Source organism: Chryseobacterium culicis (assembly GCF_002979755.1).
Classification (GTDB): Bacteria; Bacteroidota; Bacteroidia; order Flavobacteriales; family Weeksellaceae; genus Chryseobacterium; species Chryseobacterium culicis_A.
Window position 1 is genome coordinate 813,792 of the sequence record NZ_PCPP01000001.1, and the last position, 19,669, is coordinate 833,460.

Annotated in this window: 16 protein-coding genes; 9 read left to right on the forward strand and 7 right to left on the reverse strand. The window is 37.3% G+C overall.

What is annotated here, in order from left to right; all coding sequences use genetic code 11:
• The first annotated feature begins 8 nt into the window (after positions 1 to 8).
• The 6 genes from cysK (at position 9) to CQ022_RS03855 (ending at position 9,994) form a co-directional block, all read left to right on the forward strand.
• Positions 9 to 920, forward strand: a complete 912-nt coding sequence (cysK, locus tag CQ022_RS03830) for a cysteine synthase A (RefSeq protein WP_105682279.1) — start codon at positions 9 to 11, stop codon at positions 918 to 920.
• A 23-nt stretch (positions 921 to 943) separates the two neighbouring features.
• Positions 944 to 1,789, forward strand: coding sequence for a uroporphyrinogen-III C-methyltransferase (gene cobA, locus CQ022_RS03835; RefSeq protein WP_105682278.1), 846 nt, complete (start codon positions 944 to 946; stop codon positions 1,787 to 1,789).
• A complete protein-coding gene (locus CQ022_RS03840) occupies positions 1,779 to 3,491 on the forward strand; it encodes a sulfite reductase flavoprotein subunit alpha (protein WP_105682277.1) in 1,713 nt (570 codons plus the stop codon). Before cobA ends, CQ022_RS03840 begins: the two co-directional genes overlap by 11 nt.
• 42 nt (positions 3,492 to 3,533) lie before the next feature.
• Entirely contained in the window at positions 3,534 to 5,210 is a 1,677-nt protein-coding gene (gene cysI, locus CQ022_RS03845; RefSeq protein WP_105682276.1) for an assimilatory sulfite reductase (NADPH) hemoprotein subunit, read from the forward strand.
• A 384-nt stretch (positions 5,211 to 5,594) separates the two neighbouring features.
• Positions 5,595 to 8,471, forward strand: a complete 2,877-nt coding sequence (locus CQ022_RS03850; RefSeq protein WP_105682766.1) for a TonB-dependent receptor — start codon at positions 5,595 to 5,597, stop codon at positions 8,469 to 8,471.
• A gap of 5 nt (positions 8,472 to 8,476) precedes the next feature.
• On the forward strand, positions 8,477 to 9,994 hold the full coding sequence (locus CQ022_RS03855; protein ID WP_105682275.1) for a TSUP family transporter: 1,518 nt from the start codon (positions 8,477 to 8,479) through the stop codon (positions 9,992 to 9,994).
• Between the two features lie 665 nt (positions 9,995 to 10,659).
• On the opposite strand, the gene CQ022_RS03860 is transcribed toward CQ022_RS03855, so the two are convergent.
• The 5 genes from CQ022_RS03860 to CQ022_RS03885 all read right to left on the reverse strand — a co-directional run bounded on the left by CQ022_RS03860 (position 10,660) and on the right by CQ022_RS03885 (position 15,506).
• Positions 10,660 to 11,154 (reverse strand): DoxX family protein, encoded by a 495-nt coding sequence (locus CQ022_RS03860; protein WP_105682274.1) that lies wholly within the window; start codon positions 11,152 to 11,154, stop codon positions 10,660 to 10,662.
• 611 nt (positions 11,155 to 11,765) lie between these two features.
• Positions 11,766 to 12,674 (reverse strand): helix-turn-helix domain-containing protein, encoded by a 909-nt coding sequence (locus CQ022_RS03870; protein WP_105682272.1) that lies wholly within the window; start codon positions 12,672 to 12,674, stop codon positions 11,766 to 11,768.
• Positions 12,675 to 12,810: 136 nt separating this feature from the next.
• Entirely contained in the window at positions 12,811 to 13,746 is a 936-nt protein-coding gene (locus CQ022_RS03875) for an NAD-dependent epimerase/dehydratase family protein (protein WP_105682271.1), read from the reverse strand.
• A gap of 247 nt (positions 13,747 to 13,993) precedes the next feature.
• Entirely contained in the window at positions 13,994 to 14,386 is a 393-nt protein-coding gene (locus tag CQ022_RS03880) for a DoxX family protein (protein ID WP_123864377.1), read from the reverse strand.
• A 136-nt stretch (positions 14,387 to 14,522) separates the two neighbouring features.
• Entirely contained in the window at positions 14,523 to 15,506 is a 984-nt protein-coding gene (locus tag CQ022_RS03885; protein WP_105682269.1) for a polysaccharide deacetylase family protein, read from the reverse strand.
• Positions 15,507 to 15,596: 90 nt separating this feature from the next.
• Here CQ022_RS03885 and CQ022_RS03890 point away from each other — a divergent pair, with 90 nt between their 5' ends.
• Positions 15,597 to 16,451 carry an AraC family transcriptional regulator gene (locus tag CQ022_RS03890; protein ID WP_105682268.1) on the forward strand — a complete coding sequence of 285 codons (855 nt, stop codon included), beginning with the start codon at positions 15,597 to 15,599 and terminating at the stop codon, positions 16,449 to 16,451.
• A gap of 23 nt (positions 16,452 to 16,474) precedes the next feature.
• On the opposite strand, the gene CQ022_RS03895 is transcribed toward CQ022_RS03890, so the two are convergent.
• Positions 16,475 to 16,966 (reverse strand): hypothetical protein, encoded by a 492-nt coding sequence (locus CQ022_RS03895; protein ID WP_105682267.1) that lies wholly within the window; start codon positions 16,964 to 16,966, stop codon positions 16,475 to 16,477.
• 215 nt (positions 16,967 to 17,181) lie between these two features.
• On the opposite strand from CQ022_RS03895, the gene CQ022_RS03900 reads away from it, so the two are divergent.
• Positions 17,182 to 18,396, forward strand: a complete 1,215-nt coding sequence (locus CQ022_RS03900; RefSeq protein WP_123864378.1) for a hypothetical protein — start codon at positions 17,182 to 17,184, stop codon at positions 18,394 to 18,396.
• A 314-nt stretch (positions 18,397 to 18,710) separates the two neighbouring features.
• On the forward strand, positions 18,711 to 19,196 hold the full coding sequence (locus tag CQ022_RS03905) for a hypothetical protein (RefSeq protein ID WP_105682265.1): 486 nt from the start codon (positions 18,711 to 18,713) through the stop codon (positions 19,194 to 19,196).
• Between the two features lie 58 nt (positions 19,197 to 19,254).
• Here the strand turns inward: CQ022_RS03905 and CQ022_RS03910 are convergent, their stop codons facing one another.
• Positions 19,255 to 19,644, reverse strand: coding sequence for a Fur family transcriptional regulator (locus tag CQ022_RS03910; protein ID WP_105682264.1), 390 nt, complete (start codon positions 19,642 to 19,644; stop codon positions 19,255 to 19,257).
• Between the last annotated feature and the right edge of the window lie 25 nt (positions 19,645 to 19,669).

The window sequence follows — 19,669 nt, forward strand, 5'->3', positions numbered from 1 at the left end:
AAATTGATATGAAATTTCAGAACGCATTAGAAACGATTGGAAACACACCCGTCGTAAAAATCAATAAACTCTTCAGTTCAGATCATGAAATCTGGATCAAACTTGAAAAAAGCAACCCTGGCGGAAGCATTAAAGACAGAATTGCCCTATCCATGATTGAAGATGCAGAAGCAAAAGGATTATTAAATAAAGACAGTGTCATTATAGAACCCACTAGCGGAAATACAGGGATAGGACTCGCTTTGGTAGCTGCTGTAAAAGGATACAAACTAATCCTTGTCATGCCGGAAAGTATGAGCATAGAACGCCGTAAAATTATGGAAGCGTACGGAGCAGAATTCGTCCTTACCCCAAGAGAAAAAGGGATGAAAGGAGCCATTGAAAAAGCCAATGAGCTTGCTGAAGAAACCCCCAATTCATGGATTCCAAAACAATTTGACAATCCTGCCAATGTAAAAGTACATGTAGAAACCACTGCACAGGAAATTTTAAAAGATTTCCCGGATGGCCTAGATTACATCATTACAGGAGTAGGAACCGGAGGACACATCACGGGAATTGCAAAAGCAGTAAAAGAAAAGTATCCTAATGTAAAAGTAATTGCTGTAGAACCGGAATTATCTCCCGTACTCAGTGGAGGAAGCCCCGCACCGCACCCATTACAAGGACTCGGAGCAGGATTTGTTCCTTCCATTCTGGATGTTACTCTTTTAGACGGAGTCATTACAGTAGGAAAGGAAGAAGCTTATGAATACGCCCTCAATGCCGCTAAACAAGAAGGTCTTTTTGTGGGAGTTTCCACAGGAGCCGCTTTAGCAGCCATTGCAAAACATTTACCGGAAATACAACCTAACGCTAAAATTCTCACCATCAATTACGATACCGGAGAAAGGTATCTGTCCGTAGAAGGACTCTTCTAAATCCTTAATTAACACCTACTTCAATGAAAACAAATATAAAATCACCAAAGGTCTTCCTTATCGGTGCAGGGCCCGGCAACCCTGAACTGATCACTGTAAAAGCAGTAAAAGCAATCGCAGAAGCAGATGTCATCTTATGTGACCGCCTTGTAAGCCCGGAGATTCTGGAAACCTACGTTAATGAAAACACAGAAATCATCTATGTAGGGAAAGAATGCAGTAAAAATGCTTCCACACCGCAGTCTCATATCAATACTTTGATGGTGGAATATGCCCTTCAGAACAAAACTATTGTCAGGCTTAAAGGAGGAGACGTTTCTATATTCTCTAATATTCTGGATGAATTGCAGGCTTTAAAACAGAATCATATTCCTTACGAAATTATTCCGGGAATTACAGCCGCATTAGGAGCAGCCGCATTTGCAGGGATGCCTTTAACAGCAAGAGGATATTCTACATCAGTGCGTTTTCTGACGTATTATAAATCAGAAATTGTGAGTGAAGAATATTGGAAAGAGCTGGCTTTAACCAATGATACCCTTGTTTTCTATATGTCTAAAGGAAATCTTACCCCACTTGTAGAAAAGCTGAAACAGCTTGAGATTTCAGGTGATAAAAAAATTGCAGTCATTGAACAGGCGACAACGCCTTTCCAAAAGGTGTACACTTCATCATTTGATGATTTTAATGAAAAATTCGGAGACAAAAACTTTGCTTCACCTTCATTGGTTGTTGTGGGTAAAATTGTTAACCTTCACGAAGAATTTTCATGGCTGGAAAATGCCGAACAGGAAGGTCTTTACTTTAAATCAGTGGAAAACGGAAGTCTAATCCCTACAACTCAAAATTTCTTTGAATATGCTGTCTGAAACTAAATTAAATGTATTAAAACAAATATCCGGAGACCTATCCAGAGACGAAGCCATTTGGGCAAGCGGATATCTTGCAGGTATTGCCGGAGGATCGTCACTGACCGCCGTACTGCCGCCTCAGGAAACGAATAGTACTGCACAGAATGCTGTAAAGAAAATAACGCTGGCCTACGGAACAGAAACCGGAAACAGTAAAAAATTAGCGACAGCTTTAGCAGGTATTGTGAAGAAAAAAGGACTTCAGGTAAAACTGGCTGACCTTTCTCAGTACAAACCAAAAGATCTGGCTAAAGAAGAGTTTTTCTTCGTAGTGATCAGCACTCAGGGAGAAGGTGAACCACCAGCGCTGGCCAAAAAGTTCTATGATTATATCTATGAAAATGAAATTAATCTTAGCGGACTTAAATTCGGAGTACTGGCTTTAGGAGACAGCAGTTACCCTCTGTTCTGCAAAACAGGAGAAGATGTAGATTCGCGCTTTGAAATATTGGGAGCTCAGCGTGTTATCCCATTAAAGAAATGTGATATTGATTATGAACAGGAAGCTTCACACTGGATAGAACATGTATTCGAGACAGTCAGTAAAAATGCTGGTCAGAGTACAAAAAGTATTTCAACTCCAAAGGTTTCTGCCGGAAGAAAGAAATACCAGGGGAAAGTTTCGGCAATCATTAATCTGAACGATATTACTTCTGAAAAAGAAACGTATCACATTGAAATTGAAACAGAAGAATCGCTGGCTTACCAGCCGGGTGCAGCGTTAGGATTAATTCCTTTCAATTCAAAATCTATAGTAGATGAAATTATTACCCTTACAGGAATTGATCCTCAAAAAAAGATAGAAACAGCAAAAATTACAGATACCGCTGAAGAACTTTTACACAAACATCTTAACATCAGTTATCTGCTTAAATCCGTTGTTGCTCAATATGCTAAAATAACAGGACATTCCATTCCCGAGGTCAGACTCAGTCTTCTTGATCTGCTTAGGATTTATCCGGTAAAAAATGCTGATGAATTTGAAGAAATCGTTCAGGTATTAACTGCTCAGTCACCCCGTCTGTATTCAATTTCCTCTTCGCTTGAAGCGCATGGTGATACAGAAATTCATATTACGGTCGCCAAATCAGAATTCTTTATAGATCATCAGAAACATAATGGATTATGCAGTGGTTTTCTGAGTGAATTCAAAGAAGGAGAAGATATTGAGTTTTATATTCAGGATGCAGGACACTTCAAATTGCCTCAAGCTGATAAAGATATCATCATGATTGGTCCCGGTACAGGAATAGCACCTTTCAGATCATTCCTTTGGGAGCGTGATGCAACAGGTGCGGAAGGAAGAAACTGGCTGTTTTTCGGGGACAGAAGCTTCGTTTCAGACTTCCTTTATCAGGCAGAACTTCAGGATTTCATTAAAACGGGCAGCCTTACTCATTTAGACCTTGCTTTTTCAAGAGATACCGCTGAAAAAATATATGTTCAGCACAGACTGGAACAAAAAGCACAGGAAGTTTTTTACTGGCTGGAAGGCGGAGCATCTGTATACGTGTGCGGAGCCAAAGAACCAATGGCTCGTGATGTAGAACAGACACTTCTCACCATCATTCAGAATGAAGGAAAAAGAAGCAAAGAAGATGCAGCCCTTTATCTGGAAGAGATGGAGCTTAGCGGCAGATATGCTAAAGATGTTTATTAAATGAGATAAAGAAGTACTCGTAAAAAATTAAAGGAAACAATTATGAACAATGATAAAGAAAACCTTTCACCGGTAGAAAGGATTAAAACCAGCAGTAATGGGCTTAGGGGATCTTTAAAAGAAAGCCTTGCTGATCCTATTACCGGAGCCATAAGGGAAGATGATCAGACGCTGATCAAATTTCATGGAATGTACCAACAGGACGACAGGGACCGAAGGGAAGAGCGTGTCTCTAAAAAACTGGAATGGCTGTATTCCTACATGATCAGATTAAGACTTCCCGGCGGCTTTTTAACTCCGGAACAATGGGTAGGATTGAATGAAACAGCAGAAGATCATTCCACCGGAACCATTAAAGTAACCACAAGACAAACGATTCAGCTGCATGGTATTTTAAAATCTCATTTAAGACCTACCATCCAAAGTTTCAATCTTCAGCATCTGGATTCTATTGCGGCTTGTGGGGATGTCAACAGAAATGTAACGTGTACAGCCAATCCCTCAGAATCACCTTTGCACAAGGAAGCTTACGAACTGGCAGGGAAAATCAGTGAGATGTGTCTTCCAAAAACCAAATCTTATTATGATATCTGGATTGATGATGAACTTCTGGTAGACAGAAAAGCAGAAGAAGATCCTCTGTATCAGGATAGATATCTTCCGAGAAAGCTGAAAATAGGAATCGCTGTTCCACCCAATAATGATGTGGATGTATTCATCAATGATATTGCCTTAATTGCTATTATCGAAAATGATAAAATTGTTGGTTACAATATTGCTGCCGGAGGAGGACTAGGAGCTACTCACGGAAACGAAGCTACTTATGCCCGCCTTGCATCCATTCTTGGATTTGTAGATACCGAAGAAAAAGTATTAAAAGCTGTCTACGAAATCATCACGGTTCAAAGAGACTTCGGAAACAGAAGCGACCGAAAATTATCAAGATTGAAATATACGATTGATAAATTGGGTATCGATCAGTACAGAGCGGAAGTAGAAAAAAGAACAGGATTCAGCTTTGAACCTGCCAGAGAATTTAAGTTTGAACAAAGAAAAGACCGTTACGGATGGATTCAAAATCATGAAGGAAAATGGTTTTACACTGTATTTGTAGAGCATGGAAGAATCCTTAATACGGCAGAATATCCTTTAAAATCAGGATTATTAAAAGTAGCGCAGACTGGCAATGCCAATTTCCGTTTTACCTGTAACCAGAACCTTATTCTTGCTGATATTGATGAAAAGAATAAAGCTGATATTGAACATATTTTAGAAGAACACGGAATTTCAGAATATACAAACGGAGCCAGTGCTCTGCGTAAAAACTCTGTTGCCTGTGTGGCTTTGAATACCTGTTCATTGGCATTGGCTGAAGCTCAGCGTTATCTGCCTTCATTGGTCACAAAAATAGAACCTATCCTTGAAAAATATGGTCTGCGGGACGAAGATATTACCATTCGTATGACTGGATGTCCTAATGGGTGTGGAAGATCTCCAAATGCTGAAATCGGATTTGTGGGTACAGCTTATGGGAAATATAATCTTCACATCGGAGGAGACCGTCTGGGTATGCGATTGAATACAAAATTTAAAGAAAATATTGGCGAAGAAGAAATTCTTACAACCCTGGATGAGCTTTTCGGAATTTATGTACAGAAAAGACTTGCAGAAGAAACATTTGGTGATTTTTCATACCGTTACTTACATACCTTAAATTAATTATATGGCTAATTTTCATTATGATCTGAAAAAAAATAAAAAAACTAAACCTCTTCATTTTGGGAGACGAATGTGTATGTGTTGTTGATTCTCCAATAGCAATACAATCAAAGCTGTTTCAACTTTTCAATCCAACCACAAAAGTCACAAAAATTTTTAAACACTTAAGTTTTTTAAGAGCCCAACTTTGTGCGTAATAAGAACACCTAAGTTTTGTGAAAATCTTTGATTTTCATCTAATGTGAGCTTTCTACGGCACCGTTTTAAACTTACTTAGGTGAACTAAAGTGTTTTAAAATGAAAACTTTTGTGCCTTTTGTGGCCAAAAACAATCAATGTAAAAGTTCAGACAGCTTCATTCTCAACCTAAAAAATGAAGCAAAAATGAAAAACAAAAAACAGGGAAATTTTCTGCCTAAAGCAGGTATTATTGCATTTACATTTCTATTTTTCAATCTGGCAGAGGCCCAGCAGCAACTCATAGAGCTTAGCGGAAGCATCAAAAATACAGGCACAAGCAAAGGCCTTGATTCGGTAAAAGTACACATCGAAAATACACAGGATAATGCCATCACAGACCCACTGGGAAATTTTAAGATCAGAACAAGAGTTACCCTACCATTTCGGGTGGTTATTCAGAAAGATGGATTCACCAGCCAGACAGTTGAAATACTTTCTCCTTCCAACAAAATAACGATAGGTCTTAACCCTCAAAATACGATTATTGATGATGTCGTAATTTCAGCCTCCAGAGTTCCGGAAAAAATATTAAGATCACCGATTGCCATTGAAAAAATTGATATTAAAACCATCAGGGAAAGTCCGGCTGCTTCGTTCTATGAAACATTGGAAAATGTAAAAGGACTGCAGCTTTTAACCTCAAGTCTTACTTTAAAAATCCCTAATTCAAGAGGTTTTAACTCACCCAATAATTTCCGTTTTATGCAGTTGGTAGACGGAGTAGATGTGCAGTCGGCAACGTTGGGAGTTCCATTGGGAAATGCAATAGGGCCTACAGAGCTGGATATTCAGTCTATGGAAGTAACACCAGGAGCAGCTTCGGCTTTGTACGGAATGAATGCCATCAACGGGCTGGCCAGTTTACAGACCAAAGATCCGTTTACTTCTGAAGGAATAAGCCTTTATTTCCGTGGCGGAGTCAATCATGTAGATAATGTTAATCATAAAATAAGTTCTCTGGGTGAAAGTGCTATTCGCTTTGCAAAGGTGATCAATAAAAATTTTGCCGTTAAAGTCAATGCCTCTTATTTCAGTGGAACCGACTGGATTTCAAATAATCTGACAGATCAGAATCCCGGATCTATGGTCACAGCCAATCCTAATTTTGCTTTGGCCAATAATCCTGCTGAAGATCTGTGGAATAAATACGGAGATGAAAGAAACAACCGTGTTGCTGTAAAAGTAGATTACAACGGAAAGCCCACCACATTTAATGTTTCGAGGACAGGATATCTTGAAAAAGATCTTGTAAGCCCGGATGTAAAAAACATTAAGTTTGATGCAGGACTATACTACCGTTTCGGAGATCAGTGGAGAACATCTTATGTATACCGTTATGGCTTGCTGGACGGAACTTTCCAAAGAGGAAATAAAATCCGGTTACAAAATGCCACGGTTCAAAACCATAAAGTAGAACTGACTGGAAAAGAACTGACGTTCAGAGCTTATGTATCCATAGAAAACACAGGAGATTCTTATAATCTGAAACCTTTGGCGGATAATCTGGATTTAACCAATCTCTCCAATACCAACTGGAAAAATATATTTCAAACGGCTCTTCAGAATAACCTGAATGCAGGAGCTAATCTCAATGATGCCTTCATTATAGCCCGCCAGGAAGCAGATAAAAATAGAGTCGTACCAGGAACTGCAGCGTTTGAACAGTTAAAAAATACCATTATCGGAATCAATAACTGGGATTCAGCCAATGCAGGAATTGCAGGTGCTCCGGCAACGGGTGGCGCTAAACTGGAACAGAAATCCCGTTTCTATCAAGGCGAACTTACCTACGACTTTAGCAGGTTTGTGAAAATATTCAGCCTTCTCGCAGGTATAGATTACCGTTTGTACAGTATTACTCCGGACGGAAATAATTTCGTTGATTTTGACCGTCCTGTAAGTGAAAGAAATATTCCTTTAGCCAATGGTACGTTCGGGAAAGATGTTATTTATCAGAAATATGGAGCTTTTGCTCAGATAACGAAACTTTTCTTTAATGATAAATTAAAAATCAATGCTGCTTTACGAATTGACAGGAATCCCGAATTTGAAGCCAAACTTAACCCTAGAATAAGTGTCGTTTATTCTCCTGTTAAAGAACATAATTTCAGAGCTTCATTCCAAAACGGATACCGTTTCCCTTCGTTATTTGAAGCACTTTCGTTCGTAAATAACGGAAATGTAAGAAGAGTGGGAGGTCTTTCGAAAGTGAATGACGGACTGGGATATCTGGAAAATTCCTATACCCTGGCTTCCATTGACAAATTTACCTCAGCAGTCAATGCAGCTATAGATGCAGGAAAAACTCAGGCTCAAGCCGCTCAGGATAATAAACAGCTTTTAACAGTAGCCAATCTGCAAAAATTACAGCCGGAAAAAATCAATTCATTTGAAGTAGGGTACAAGTCTACTTTCTTCAATAACAAGCTGGTGCTGGATTGGGATTTCTATTACAATATTTACGAAGGATTCCTTGGTCAGGTAGAAGTAGCCGTCCCAAAAAACAGCCAGGTAGGAAGCAATGCAGCTATACTCGCTATGCTGGACCGAAGTAAACAGGACAGATACAGAGTTTATACCAACAGTAACAACACTTACAAAAGCTATGGAACCTCTTTAGGCATCCGTTATAATATCACAGGAAATTACAATGTCAATACCAATGTTTCTTATAATGATCTTGCGTCCAACAATACTTCAGATCTGTTTATTACGGCTTTCAACACCCCGAAATGGATGATGAATGTAAGTATCGGAAACAGAGAAATTGTCAAAAACATAGGATTTACCCTTGTGGCAAGATGGCAGAGTGGCTTTATGTGGGAAAGTCCTTTAGCATCAGGTGCAATTCCGGCTTATTATACCATTGATGCTCAGGCTACATGGAAGATTCCTGAAATCCGTGCGAATGTGAAAATTGGGGCAACCAATTTACTGAACAGACGTTATTTTCAGTATGCAGCAGGTCCTGAAATTGGAGGACTGTATTATCTCGCTTTTACTTATGATTTAAAACTGTAATCAGCATGAGCAATTCTTTATATCCCATATTTTTAAAACTTGAAAACCTTTCACTATTGATCATCGGTGGTGGAAAGGTAGCTCTTGAAAAACTGGAATCCGTACTGGGTAATTCACCTGAAACATCCATCAAACTGGTAGCAAAAGAAATTATCCCTGAAGTCAGAACCTTACAAAATCAGTTCTCCAATATCACTCTTCACGAAAGGTCATACAATGATCATGATTTTAATGATATGGATCTTGCAATTATTGCGGTAAATGATATTGTACTGGCAGGAGAGATCAGAGAAAAAGCACAACAAAATAATGTATTAGTCAATATTGCTGACAAACCGGATTTGTGTGATTTCTATTTAGGTTCCATTGTCAAAAAAGGAAGCCTTAAAATTGCCATTTCCACCAATGGAAAATCTCCGACTATCGCTAAAAGATTAAGAGAAACTTTTACTGAAATCATCCCTGACGAAATGGATCATGTTCTGGATAATATGCAGAATATCCGAAATCAATTGACAGGAGATTTCAATTACAAAGTGAAAGAACTCAATAAGATCACTACAGAATATCTATCTGACGGAAAAGTTGCTTCAAAACCGGATAGGGAAATTGAGAAACTGATCAATATTACCAAAACAGCTCAGAGAAAAGCCAATATTTATCTTGCCATTATAGGTGTTTTATTGCTTTTTGGATTATTTGGGCTCGTGGTGTATCAGTTCAATCTTTCCGGTGATATCCAATACTTTCTGAATAAAGACGGTCATATTTTTTACTGGATGCTGTTTGCAGGTTTTATGGCAGAAATTGTGGCCGGATCCATGGGAATGGGGTATGGAGTAATATGTACCACCATACTTCTGCTGTTGAATGTACCACCACCTGTAGTGAGTGCAAGCATTCATTCTGCAGAATCATTTACTACTGCAGCCGGAAGTTTCAGTCATTATAAACTGGGAAATGTCAATAAGAAAATGGTGTGGGTATTATTCCCGCTGGCTATTGTAGGTTCTGTTATCGGAGCATTAACGCTTTCTCATTATGGAGAACATTATGCTCATATTGTAAAGCCAATTATCGCCTGCTATACCTTGTATCTTGGGGTAAATATCTTAAGAAATGCATTCAAAGATAAAAAATCAGGGCAAGGTAAAACCAAACGCAGAACCAATCTCAGAGTATTAGGATTGGTAGGTGGTTTTATTGATTCTTTTGCAGGAGGCGGATGGGGACCATTAGTAACCGGAACATTGATCAAAGAAGGACGAATTCCCCGATATGTAGTGGGAAGCTCAACTGTTGCCAAGTTTTTACTTACCATAACCAGTGCAGTTACCTTCATCTTTACCATTGGTATCCATCACTGGAATATTGTTTTGGGGCTTTTGCTGGGTGGTGTTTTTACAGCTCCTTTTTCTGCCATGCTTACCTCAAAACTGCCAACAAAGAAAATGTTTGTCGTGGTAGGAATGGTAGTTATTGCCATGAGCCTTATTACGATAACCAAATCAGTTTTATCGTAAAAAACAGGTATGCAATTGAGAGGGAATGTATATTTTTTTAACGCAAAGGATTTAAATTATTCATTACAAATTTAAGAAGGCAAAGACAGGAATCAATGCATTGATTCTTTCCACGCAAACGCATAGCCGCGTAGCTTCATCAGTGACTTTATAGCATATTTGCTCGCTCTAATAAAAAGGTCTGGGTCTTTAAACTTTGTTTTTTTACCAGGTCTTGTTATAAATATTTTTTAACGCAAAGATTTTAATGTTTTACTTTATCTTGAGGAATCAAAGGGGGAAAAATCAATGATACAGTCCGTTGACATTATATCATTACTCATTTTTAGTAAAAATCTGAAACCATTAAATCTTTGCGTTTTTTTATTTTTTTGAATGCTTCTATTTGGGAAACGCAAAGGCGCAAAATGATATTAAAAAAGCTTCTGTAAGGCGCAAGGATTTTATCTTCGATAAAATTAAACACTGTATGTTTTAAAACTTTCACAGATGTTGATGCAAAAATATGCTAATCACTTTACTCTATTATAAAAACACAATCATCACTTGCTGAAAGTCTTCGATTTTCTTGCGTCTTAAAATCATACATAAAATTTAGAAAAACCTTGCGACTTTGCGATTTTCCAATAAAAAACAGCTCCCAAAAAGAGAGCTGTTTATAATTATTAACTATTTCCAGATTTTGTTTTTTGGAAACGATCAATTCCAAATCCTGTGCACCCCTGAAACAAAAACAGAAGTAAAAACAGGAGATATAACATTTGAGGCAGGTATAGAAAATAGCCAAGCCATGTAAAAGGATCCATTTCATAAATTCCGGTTTCGGGTTTGATAGGAATAAGTTCCTTAGGAATTGAGCCCAGGTCATGGGTAAATAAAGCAACAAGTATAATAATGATTAAAAATACGGAGCTTATTCTCGTCCAAAAACCCAGCATTAGAAATAAACCAAAGACACATTCACAAAAGGCGGTGAAATTGGCCGTAAACTGAGGAAAAGGAAATCCTATGGTACTGATGGTATTGAACATATATCCCTGGAAAATAGGATGAAAAAGCTTGTTAAAGCCTGCTACAAAAAAGAATAATCCAATTAATATTCTGCATATTATATAGATGGTATTCGTATTTTTTTCGAGGTTTGATACTATTGTTTTCATTATTTTTTTAATTCATTTTTTGATTACATCACCGTGACAAAGCCATGAACAGCAGCTGGTCATGTAATTCTGGTTTAGATAATAGGATAGGCTATGGAAAAAAATATTCCATAGCTGAAAAATGTTATTTTACCAATAACTGAAAATTACATTTTTATTTTGGGCGGAATCCAAATAGAATTAAAAAAAGAAGAATAGGGCGGATCATCATATAAAAAGAAGCCGTTGCTTATTTCCGGATCCATAAATTTTTCAAATCCAAAGGAAGGAAAAGAGGTGGTAAAAAAGAGAGAAGAATTAGAGCAATAGTTATTATTGCATTTTATCGGAGTCTTGTTATTTTCTTCAAGAAAAGTCTTATTACATTTTTTCTGAGGACTTTCTTCGGATTTGGAATTACTTGTGATTTCTATGGTAGAAAAGGTTGTGTTTTCTGTTTTTGGGATCAGAAAATGGACTAGTATTAAAAATATACTAACGATCTGTATACCATGTAATATTCCATTCTTTCCTGTCATAAATCCCATGCAATTCAGACAAATATAATAAAATATTTATACTTGCTTTTTAATTAGCGTACATTATGAGATTTATAGGCTTGTCAAAAAGCTCTAATTAAAGCTCTTTCTGAATTCTAAAGGAGAAACAGCGGTCTGATTTTTAAACAAACGATGAAAAGACTGTGGATGCTCAAATCCCAGATTGTAAGCAATCTCAGATACAGACATTGTAGTGGTAGACAACAGCTCTTTTGCCTTTTCAATCACTCTGTTCTGAATATGCTGCTGCGTGGTCTGTCCTGTATGCACCCTCAGCATGTCACTTAGATAATTGGGACTTATATTCATTTGTCCTGCCACAAACTGTACGGTGGGAATCCCATTGATCAGCAGTTTTTCATTTTTGAAATAATCATCCAGTAAATTTTCAAGTTGAGTCAAAAGATCATGATTTACTTTTTTTCGGGTTAAAAACTGACGGTTGTAGAATCTGTCACAGTATTTCAACAGCAAATCAATATTGGAAAGCAATAAATCCTGGGTAAAACCATCCATATTGGCTTCTATCTCTCTGCTGATATTACCCATGATATCCGTTACAGATTTTTCTTCTTTTTCGGAAAGGTAGAGCGCTTCATTGGCCGTATAGGAGAAGTAGCCGTAATCTTTTATGATAGAGGCTAACGGATATCCCTGCAGAAAATCAGGATGTATGACCAATACATTTCCTCTCACTTCGGAAAGCAGAATATCTTCAAACTGCAATACCTGATGGGGAGCAATAAAATACATAATTCCATCCTCAAAATCATAATAATGCTGTCCATATTTACATCTTCCTGCACAATCCTTTTTAATGGAAACCACATAAAAATCTGTAGTCACGGCACTTAGTATCGTTTCCGGATCTATATTCACTTCATTAAAATCAAATACGCTGATCAGAGGGTTGGAAGGCCTTTTCAGTTTCAGATAGTTGTGTAATGCTGTGATAGAAGTTACTTTTTCAGGAGCTTTCATTTCCTTTTTTGTTTGAGTTTATCCTTTAACCACCCCGTCAAAAATTCTGTGAATTTTCGCCACCCCTCTAAAGGAGGGGAATATTTTCCCCTTCGGTTGTGGTATTGGTGTTTCTAAGTTACTTATTTTAACCGTATTATTTTGCCGCTAGCTGTTCTTTTTTGATCTGTTCAATTCCCTGTCTGTAGGTAGTTACCTTAAACTCCGGGAACCTTTTTCTGAATTTTGAATCGTCAAAGAGATTATCATATTGATATCTTGGAAGCAGTTCCTTCAATTCTTTTGCATTTTTATTGAAGAAAGATCCTATGGTAAAAGCCAGATTGGGGATTACGGAATACCTGAATTCTTTCCCATAGATCTGAGAAGTCAATGCAATGAATTCTTCATAGGTTAACTTATTATCGTCTACCGGCAAATGCCAGGTTTGTCCATAAACATCGGGAGTATTTCCGATTAAAGCTGTAGCACGGCTTGCATCAGATGTCCAGATCAGGCTTCGTAATTTATCATCTCTTAAAGGGACTTTCAGTTTTTTATCTTCTTTGATAGCATTGAAAATAAGACTATTGGTAATACTTTGAGTTTTTCCGGGGCCATAAAATTCAGGAGCTCTGCAGATGACGGCTTCTATTGTTCCGGCTTTTATCTCTTTCAAAAGCATTTCTGCCATTTCTCTTCTTACATTTCCTTTTCTGCCTACAGGAGCAAATTGAGTATGCTCCGTTAAAACCTCATTATTTTGAGGGTACATATAGGTATTATCAAAAAATACCAGCTTCGTTCCATTGATTTTGCAAGCTTCAATAACATTTTTCAATATTATCGAGAATTGTTTTTCCCAAAGATTGGTATCCATAGGAAGTCCAAGGGTAAAATAAGCAATTTCACTTCCTTTCACGGCTTCTATTGCTTTTTCTCTGTCTGATAAGTCTGCTGAGAAAATACGATCTGTAGCATTTACTTTTTTAGCATTTCTGCTGACAATACGGATATCTGAAGTATAATTTCTTGCCAGTTCTCTTGCCAGTTCTTCGCCAATCTGTCCATTGGCTCCTAATATCGTTTGCATCATTTTTTATTTTGAGGGTTGGATATTGCATTGAAAATAAACAGAATATTTTCAGCTGCTTTTATTTCTGATACAAAATTCGGGCATAATGATAAAAATAGAGTAGCTGAATTCATGAAAGTTGTAACATAATCTCTGAGATCATAAAAAAACTGAGAAAGTAAAGATCACAACGATTGAATAATTTATTCTTTATTTCTCTTTGTTTCCTTTTCTTTCCCAGCCTTCACTGCTTCGTTAGCTTGGTTTAATTTTTTCTATCCAGTGCCAGATAATTATCTTCAATTCTGCTGATCAATAGGTAAAATAAACCTGCATAAATCATCTGAATTCCCATGGCTTCCCAGTTTTCAACGGTACTGCTTCCAAAAAGCAGCAGGATGATCAGGGAAGCTCCGGCTATAGTGGCAATTCGGGTTTTAAAACCAATCATAAGCAATAATCCGATGAGAAATTCCAAAAAGGGGAGCGTTATCCCAAAGAGCTGTACCAATGGCTGTGGAAGCCAGCTTGTTTCAAAACCTTTCATCATTCCTGAGGCAAAGTCCTGTAATTTTACCAATCGGACCAATCCGTGTCCTAAAAGGTTTATTCCCATCGAAACACGAAGGAAAAAATAGGCTGTTTTTGTATTATTCATAAAGGTATTTTTTGGTTGGAAGCTGGAAGCCGGATGCTGGAAGTTATATCCGGTATGATTCACTTCACTGTACTTAATTAACTATAATTTGTTTTTGCAGACCTTAATAACTTCCTTCCTCCAGCTTCCCGCTTCCTTACTTATTAAACTTTTCTTCACTATTATCAACCGGAGTATCGGGATCATTCATTACCATTTTGGCGATATCATCTTTTCTCATAAAGATTACCCCTTGTTTTTCTTTGGTGTATTTAATGAATTCTTCCATGGCGTGCACCATTGCCGGAGTTCCACCAATTCTGTCATGAAAACTGATGCTCATCATTCTTCTTTTGGAAGCACCTTCTTCATAGAGACGATCAAACTCAAACTTCAATTGAGCCAGAAACTGATCCGGGCTCCAGTGTTTTCCTTCGATATTGACAATATCATTGTTACGCAATGTATAAGGAATTACTACAAAATTTTTCCCTTTTACTTTGCTAATGAAGGGCTCATCATGGCTTACATCATCTATGTGATACAAAAAGCCGAGCTCCTGTAATACTTTAAGGGTATTCGGGCTTCTTCTCAGCCAATTACAATTGTAGCCTACTGCTTTCTGACCAGTAATCTTTTCAACCACATTGACACCTTCTTTGACAAAATTCAACTCATCAGAATAGCTCTTATTCCATTGATTGTCCCAGGAAATACCGTGAGCAGCAATTTCATGCCCTCCGTTTGCAATCGCTTTAGCGACTTCGGGATATTTTTCCGCTGCCGTTCCCACTACATGAGACGTTACTTTAATATTGTATTTTTTCCATAAATCCAGCATCCGGTAAATGCCTTCATTCCCACCATAGCGGTACCAGCTTTCCGCCGGAAGATCCGGCTGGCCCTTAGGAAGAGGAGTTCCACTGAACGGACTTTCTGCCCCTTCCGGTTGTCCGCCTGTTTCAAACTGCATAGAAACAGAAATGACCAGCTGAGCACCATTAGGCCAGTATTTTTTGGTGGAAATCTTTGCTTCATGTGGTTCCTTTTTCTCTCTTTTATCTTTGTCCTGACGATCAGAAAAAGACATCAAAACAATTGTTGAGGCAAGCAACAATACTGATTGTTTTATGTATTTCATATTGAATGTATTGATAGGACAAAATTGAGGAATAGCCCATCAGTTTGTATTGTAAAAATTAATGGTAAATTTGTAAAAATCCATTCTTAGATGAAACGAATCGTTAATTTCAATTCTTTTAATGTTTTCAGTATTGAAAAAGAAATTTGGGACGTTGAATATCACAATCATAATTTCTATGAACTGATTATTATAGAAAACGGGAAAGGGTTTCATCATCTCAACAATATTACTTTTCCCTACAAAAAAGGAGATGTTTTTCTTCTCAGACCCAGTGATGGCCATGAGTTTTCTATTAAAAGCAAAACAAGGTTTATTTATATAAAATTTACGGAACAGTATATCTGGGAAAACCTTTTGTCTAATAAAAAGAATGAGCTTAAAAAGGTTGTTCAGCTTCTGATGGAAGATCATTCTTTCGTTTACGAATCAGTGATTAAAAGTAAAACAGATAGAATACACCTGTTACAGCTTGCCAGCATTCTCCTGTATGAATTCAGTCATAAAAACACCTATAATAAAGAGATTACCAGCGATCTTTTTTCAGCGATCATTACCATTCTCATCCGAAATACGATGAATACTGCCACCACCAAAAACTGGATTACCCAAAATCTAAGCAGAATTGAAAGGATATTATATTATATCAATGTCAATGCCTTGGATGCCAATAAAATGAAAATTGAGAATCTTGCCAAAGAGTTTATGCTTTCGCCCAATTATATCAGCATCTATATTAAAAAGCAGACTGGTTTCTCCATACAACAGCATATTATGCAGCATAAAATAAAAACGGCGGAAAAACTTTTACTTCAAAGCCACTACAACATCAGTGAGATAGCAGATAAGCTAAGCTTTAATGATGCCAGTCATTTCAATAAAATATTCAAAGCGTATAAAGAAATGTCTCCTTCTGAGTTTAAAAAGAGATCAATAGGAAAATAATTGATTGACAAACAGATACAGTTTTATCTTTTTATTCCGATTGCTTTTAACGCACTGGATGTTAAAAAGATGTCATCAAAAACAGTAAGGGATTCTACATCGTTAAATCCTGAAGGAATCAGATCATTCTTATTAAAAGATAATTCAATAGAAGGATCATATGAAGCTATAATCCGTACTTTTGAATAGCCGTTATAATCTACTTTAAAACCTTCAAACATGCAGTTCTGCTCAGCCTTCTGATATTCCGCGTATTCTTCAAATCCGGCAACATCTGTTCTTTTTCCGTCATTATGATCCAGAGATTTCCATTCAGAATAGTTTTTAGGCTCTTTCAGAATATCTCCTTTACGGTCTACGGGAACAAACATTCCAAGAGTCAAACGCTTCTTTAAGAAATTGGCATAATTATTCATCAGATTCAAAATCTGAAGATCGGCATATCCTTCGTGAGAATAATATTCCAGCACGAAAGTGGTCATCGGAATCAGCTTATGAGAAGCATCAGTCGGCATAAATTAGTCTTTACTTTTTTTGGCGGATAAAAATAGTATTTTTATTGGCGCTACCCAATGGGAACAGGTGAATAGCATGGAATTTATACCCATTCTGAATAACAATAAGAGTAGGAATGTCCTTCATTATTCAGTATTTTTGAAGGAAATAACCTTATAACAATAGCAAACTCTTTTCCAAAAAAGGGAAATATTAGGTTTGTCCAAATTACAATATGTTGAAAAAGATACTATTAGGAGCCGGCATTATTCATTGCTGTTTTTATTCTATCATGGCTCAAAAACCTGGTGAGCATCCTGTTTATACATCCGAATGGGGACATCTCTATCGTGAAAATGGGAATAATAAAGACCTTCTGGGAATATTTTCCACCGAAGCTCCTGTTTACCTTCTGGATTCTACCCAAACCCAATATAAAGTACAGGTAAGTAACGGTGATATTGGGTTTATAGATCGGCAGCCTTTATTAAAATCCATGCGTGGCAAGAAATCTGCGGGTGAACCTGTTCAGTATTTTTATAGAGGAACACAGGGATACCAGTGTCCACACTATTATGTACAGGTGTCTGAATTACGGGTAAGAAAAGCTCCTGCCACAGAAAGTGCCGCCATCCGAAGAGCTGCTTTAAATGAGCTGGTGTGTATTGATTATGTCCCTTTATATCAGGATGGCTGGGTATATATTGGAGATCATTTCCATGAGAATCCTGAATATATTCAAATGAAATATCTCGGTACTGAGCTTACTTATGAGAAAGTTCTAAAAGAATATCTTGCAGTGAAAGGAAAAAATAAGGAAAAGGAACTTACACAGGTGGGAAGATTACGTGAAATGGCATGGCTGGAAGACAAAAATTTGAAGCAAGCCTTGAATTACTGGAAAGAATCTTATACAAATGCCGGTGTAGAAAATCCTAAAATAGATATCGACTTTGAACGCCTTCTGGCAGATCAATTGGCAAAAAAACCGGGAACGGAAGCTTATGAAAAAAAACTCAAAGCCCTGAACCTGCATTTTATATGGAAAGACACTCAACTTTTTGACGGAAAAATTACAGAGGCTCAGGTAAAACAGCTGGACATGCAGAAAGTGAAAGATATTCCCAATACTCCTGAATGTGGCTGGGAACCTCAATATTTTTACAGAACCCCCAACACCATTGTTGCCTTTGAAGAATATAAAGGAAAAGTTTCCGGGAGTATCTATAAGATGTCTTTTAGCAATGGTGAAGCCTTAGTCTTAGGAAATGTACGCATGGATTCCCAGTATGATGAAAGGGATTTCGTAAACCGTTTTGGTGATATGCTGTCTACCCGCTGGATCTCTTCACCCCATGAATATCACATTCAAAATAGTGATGCAGGCCTTTTCATTTTCACCTTTAAAAATGGAAAACTTTTCAGCTATGAATGTATGTTCTATTGCTAAATTATTTTAAATCTAAAATTAGGAGGTTTTCTCAAAACGATATTTACATTAAACTTTGGATCATCACAAACCATAAAATAAGCGGGCTAAAGCCCACTTCTATTGATGTACAACAACCTATCTAAAAAATATTACAAAGATTCAATAGGAACGGGCTTTAGCCCGTTTTAGTAAAAAATATAAAGTCCAATGGCTTTAGCCCAAACTTAAAATATTATCTATTCATATTTTCTAAAACCCTATCTATATTTTCCTACAATCGTGATTAAATTTTAAAGCTGTATCTTTACCCTACCAAAACAAAATAGTATAATATGTCATTTATTACACCGGAAGGAGCCAGGAAGGCTCAGCTATCCCTATCCGAAAGGGCACCCGTTGCCCATGCCATTCTCTCTGGGGAAGAGAATATTTCGAAATACAACAGTGGAGTATGTCATGATGTGGTAGCCTATGCATTGTATATGCGTGGTGCCAGAATAAGTCCTACTCAGCTGGCAGAATCAGCAGGACAAAAATGGTTAACTCTGTTTAATTATCCGGCAGGAGAAAAATGGGATGGATATTCGCCCATTCCCGGAGGAAAAGCCATTGGTTTCTACAGACTTATTGATAAAACCTTCTTTCATTCAGCAATTACTACAGGAAACGGAAATGAAATAAGATCTGTAAACGGTTTTTCGTTAGGATCTGCATGGACCGTACCCGTAGATATGAAATGGGTATTAGGTAAAAAGAATTCTGATGGAACCTTCAATTATGACGGAACCAAAATAGAAGTCTATATCTCTTCCTTATAACAGCAAACAAAGGTAAAAAGGCAGATGAGCGAATTCGTTTTTCTGCCTTTTTGCTTTTTTAAGCGTCAGCACATTTCGGACAAATCCCGCTGATAATAAAATTGTATTCCTGTGCGATAAAATGCTCCGGTAAACTGATTTCCGGAATAGCATTTTCAATGCATGTTACAGAATGACATTCTTTACAGTTAAAATGAACATGATTGTGAAAATGCTGTTCATGACTGCATTTGCCACTGCACTTTGCAAAATTTACCACTCCGTCAATATTGACAACCTTGTGGATAGCTCCTTCGTTTTCAAGCCTTTCCAACACCCTGTAAATGGTTACTCTATTGCACAAATCACCCAGTTTTTTCTGAATATCAGAGTGGGTAAGGGCTACATCTGAACCATTAATAAGGTTTAAAATTTCAGTTTTGGCATGAGTATTTCTGACCTGTTTCATATTTTAATGCAACAAAGTTGCGTTA

Bases quoted from the DNA above. Each gene is read 5' to 3' on its own strand.
- CQ022_RS03880 (WP_123864377.1), bottom strand. From the start codon at position 14,386: ATGAATAATACAAAAACAGCCTATTTTTTCCTTCGTGTTTCGATGGGA.
- CQ022_RS03910 (WP_105682264.1), bottom strand. From the start codon at position 19,644: ATGAAACAGGTCAGAAATACTCATGCCAAAACTGAAATTTTAAACCTT.
- cysI (WP_105682276.1), top strand. From the start codon at position 3,534: ATGAACAATGATAAAGAAAACCTTTCACCGGTAGAAAGGATTAAAACC.
- CQ022_RS03850 (WP_105682766.1), top strand. From the start codon at position 5,595: ATGAAAAACAAAAAACAGGGAAATTTTCTGCCTAAAGCAGGTATTATT.
- CQ022_RS03905 (WP_105682265.1), top strand. From the start codon at position 18,711: ATGTCATTTATTACACCGGAAGGAGCCAGGAAGGCTCAGCTATCCCTA.
- CQ022_RS03900 (WP_123864378.1), top strand. From the start codon at position 17,182: ATGTTGAAAAAGATACTATTAGGAGCCGGCATTATTCATTGCTGTTTT.
- CQ022_RS03895 (WP_105682267.1), bottom strand. From the start codon at position 16,966: ATGCCGACTGATGCTTCTCATAAGCTGATTCCGATGACCACTTTCGTG.
- CQ022_RS03885 (WP_105682269.1), bottom strand. From the start codon at position 15,506: ATGAAATACATAAAACAATCAGTATTGTTGCTTGCCTCAACAATTGTT.
- CQ022_RS03890 (WP_105682268.1), top strand. From the start codon at position 15,597: ATGAAACGAATCGTTAATTTCAATTCTTTTAATGTTTTCAGTATTGAA.
- cobA (WP_105682278.1), top strand. From the start codon at position 944: ATGAAAACAAATATAAAATCACCAAAGGTCTTCCTTATCGGTGCAGGG.
- CQ022_RS03870 (WP_105682272.1), bottom strand. From the start codon at position 12,674: ATGAAAGCTCCTGAAAAAGTAACTTCTATCACAGCATTACACAACTAT.
- CQ022_RS03840 (WP_105682277.1), top strand. From the start codon at position 1,779: ATGCTGTCTGAAACTAAATTAAATGTATTAAAACAAATATCCGGAGAC.
- cysK (WP_105682279.1), top strand. From the start codon at position 9: ATGAAATTTCAGAACGCATTAGAAACGATTGGAAACACACCCGTCGTA.
- CQ022_RS03875 (WP_105682271.1), bottom strand. From the start codon at position 13,746: ATGCAAACGATATTAGGAGCCAATGGACAGATTGGCGAAGAACTGGCA.
- CQ022_RS03860 (WP_105682274.1), bottom strand. From the start codon at position 11,154: ATGAAAACAATAGTATCAAACCTCGAAAAAAATACGAATACCATCTAT.
- CQ022_RS03855 (WP_105682275.1), top strand. From the start codon at position 8,477: ATGAGCAATTCTTTATATCCCATATTTTTAAAACTTGAAAACCTTTCA.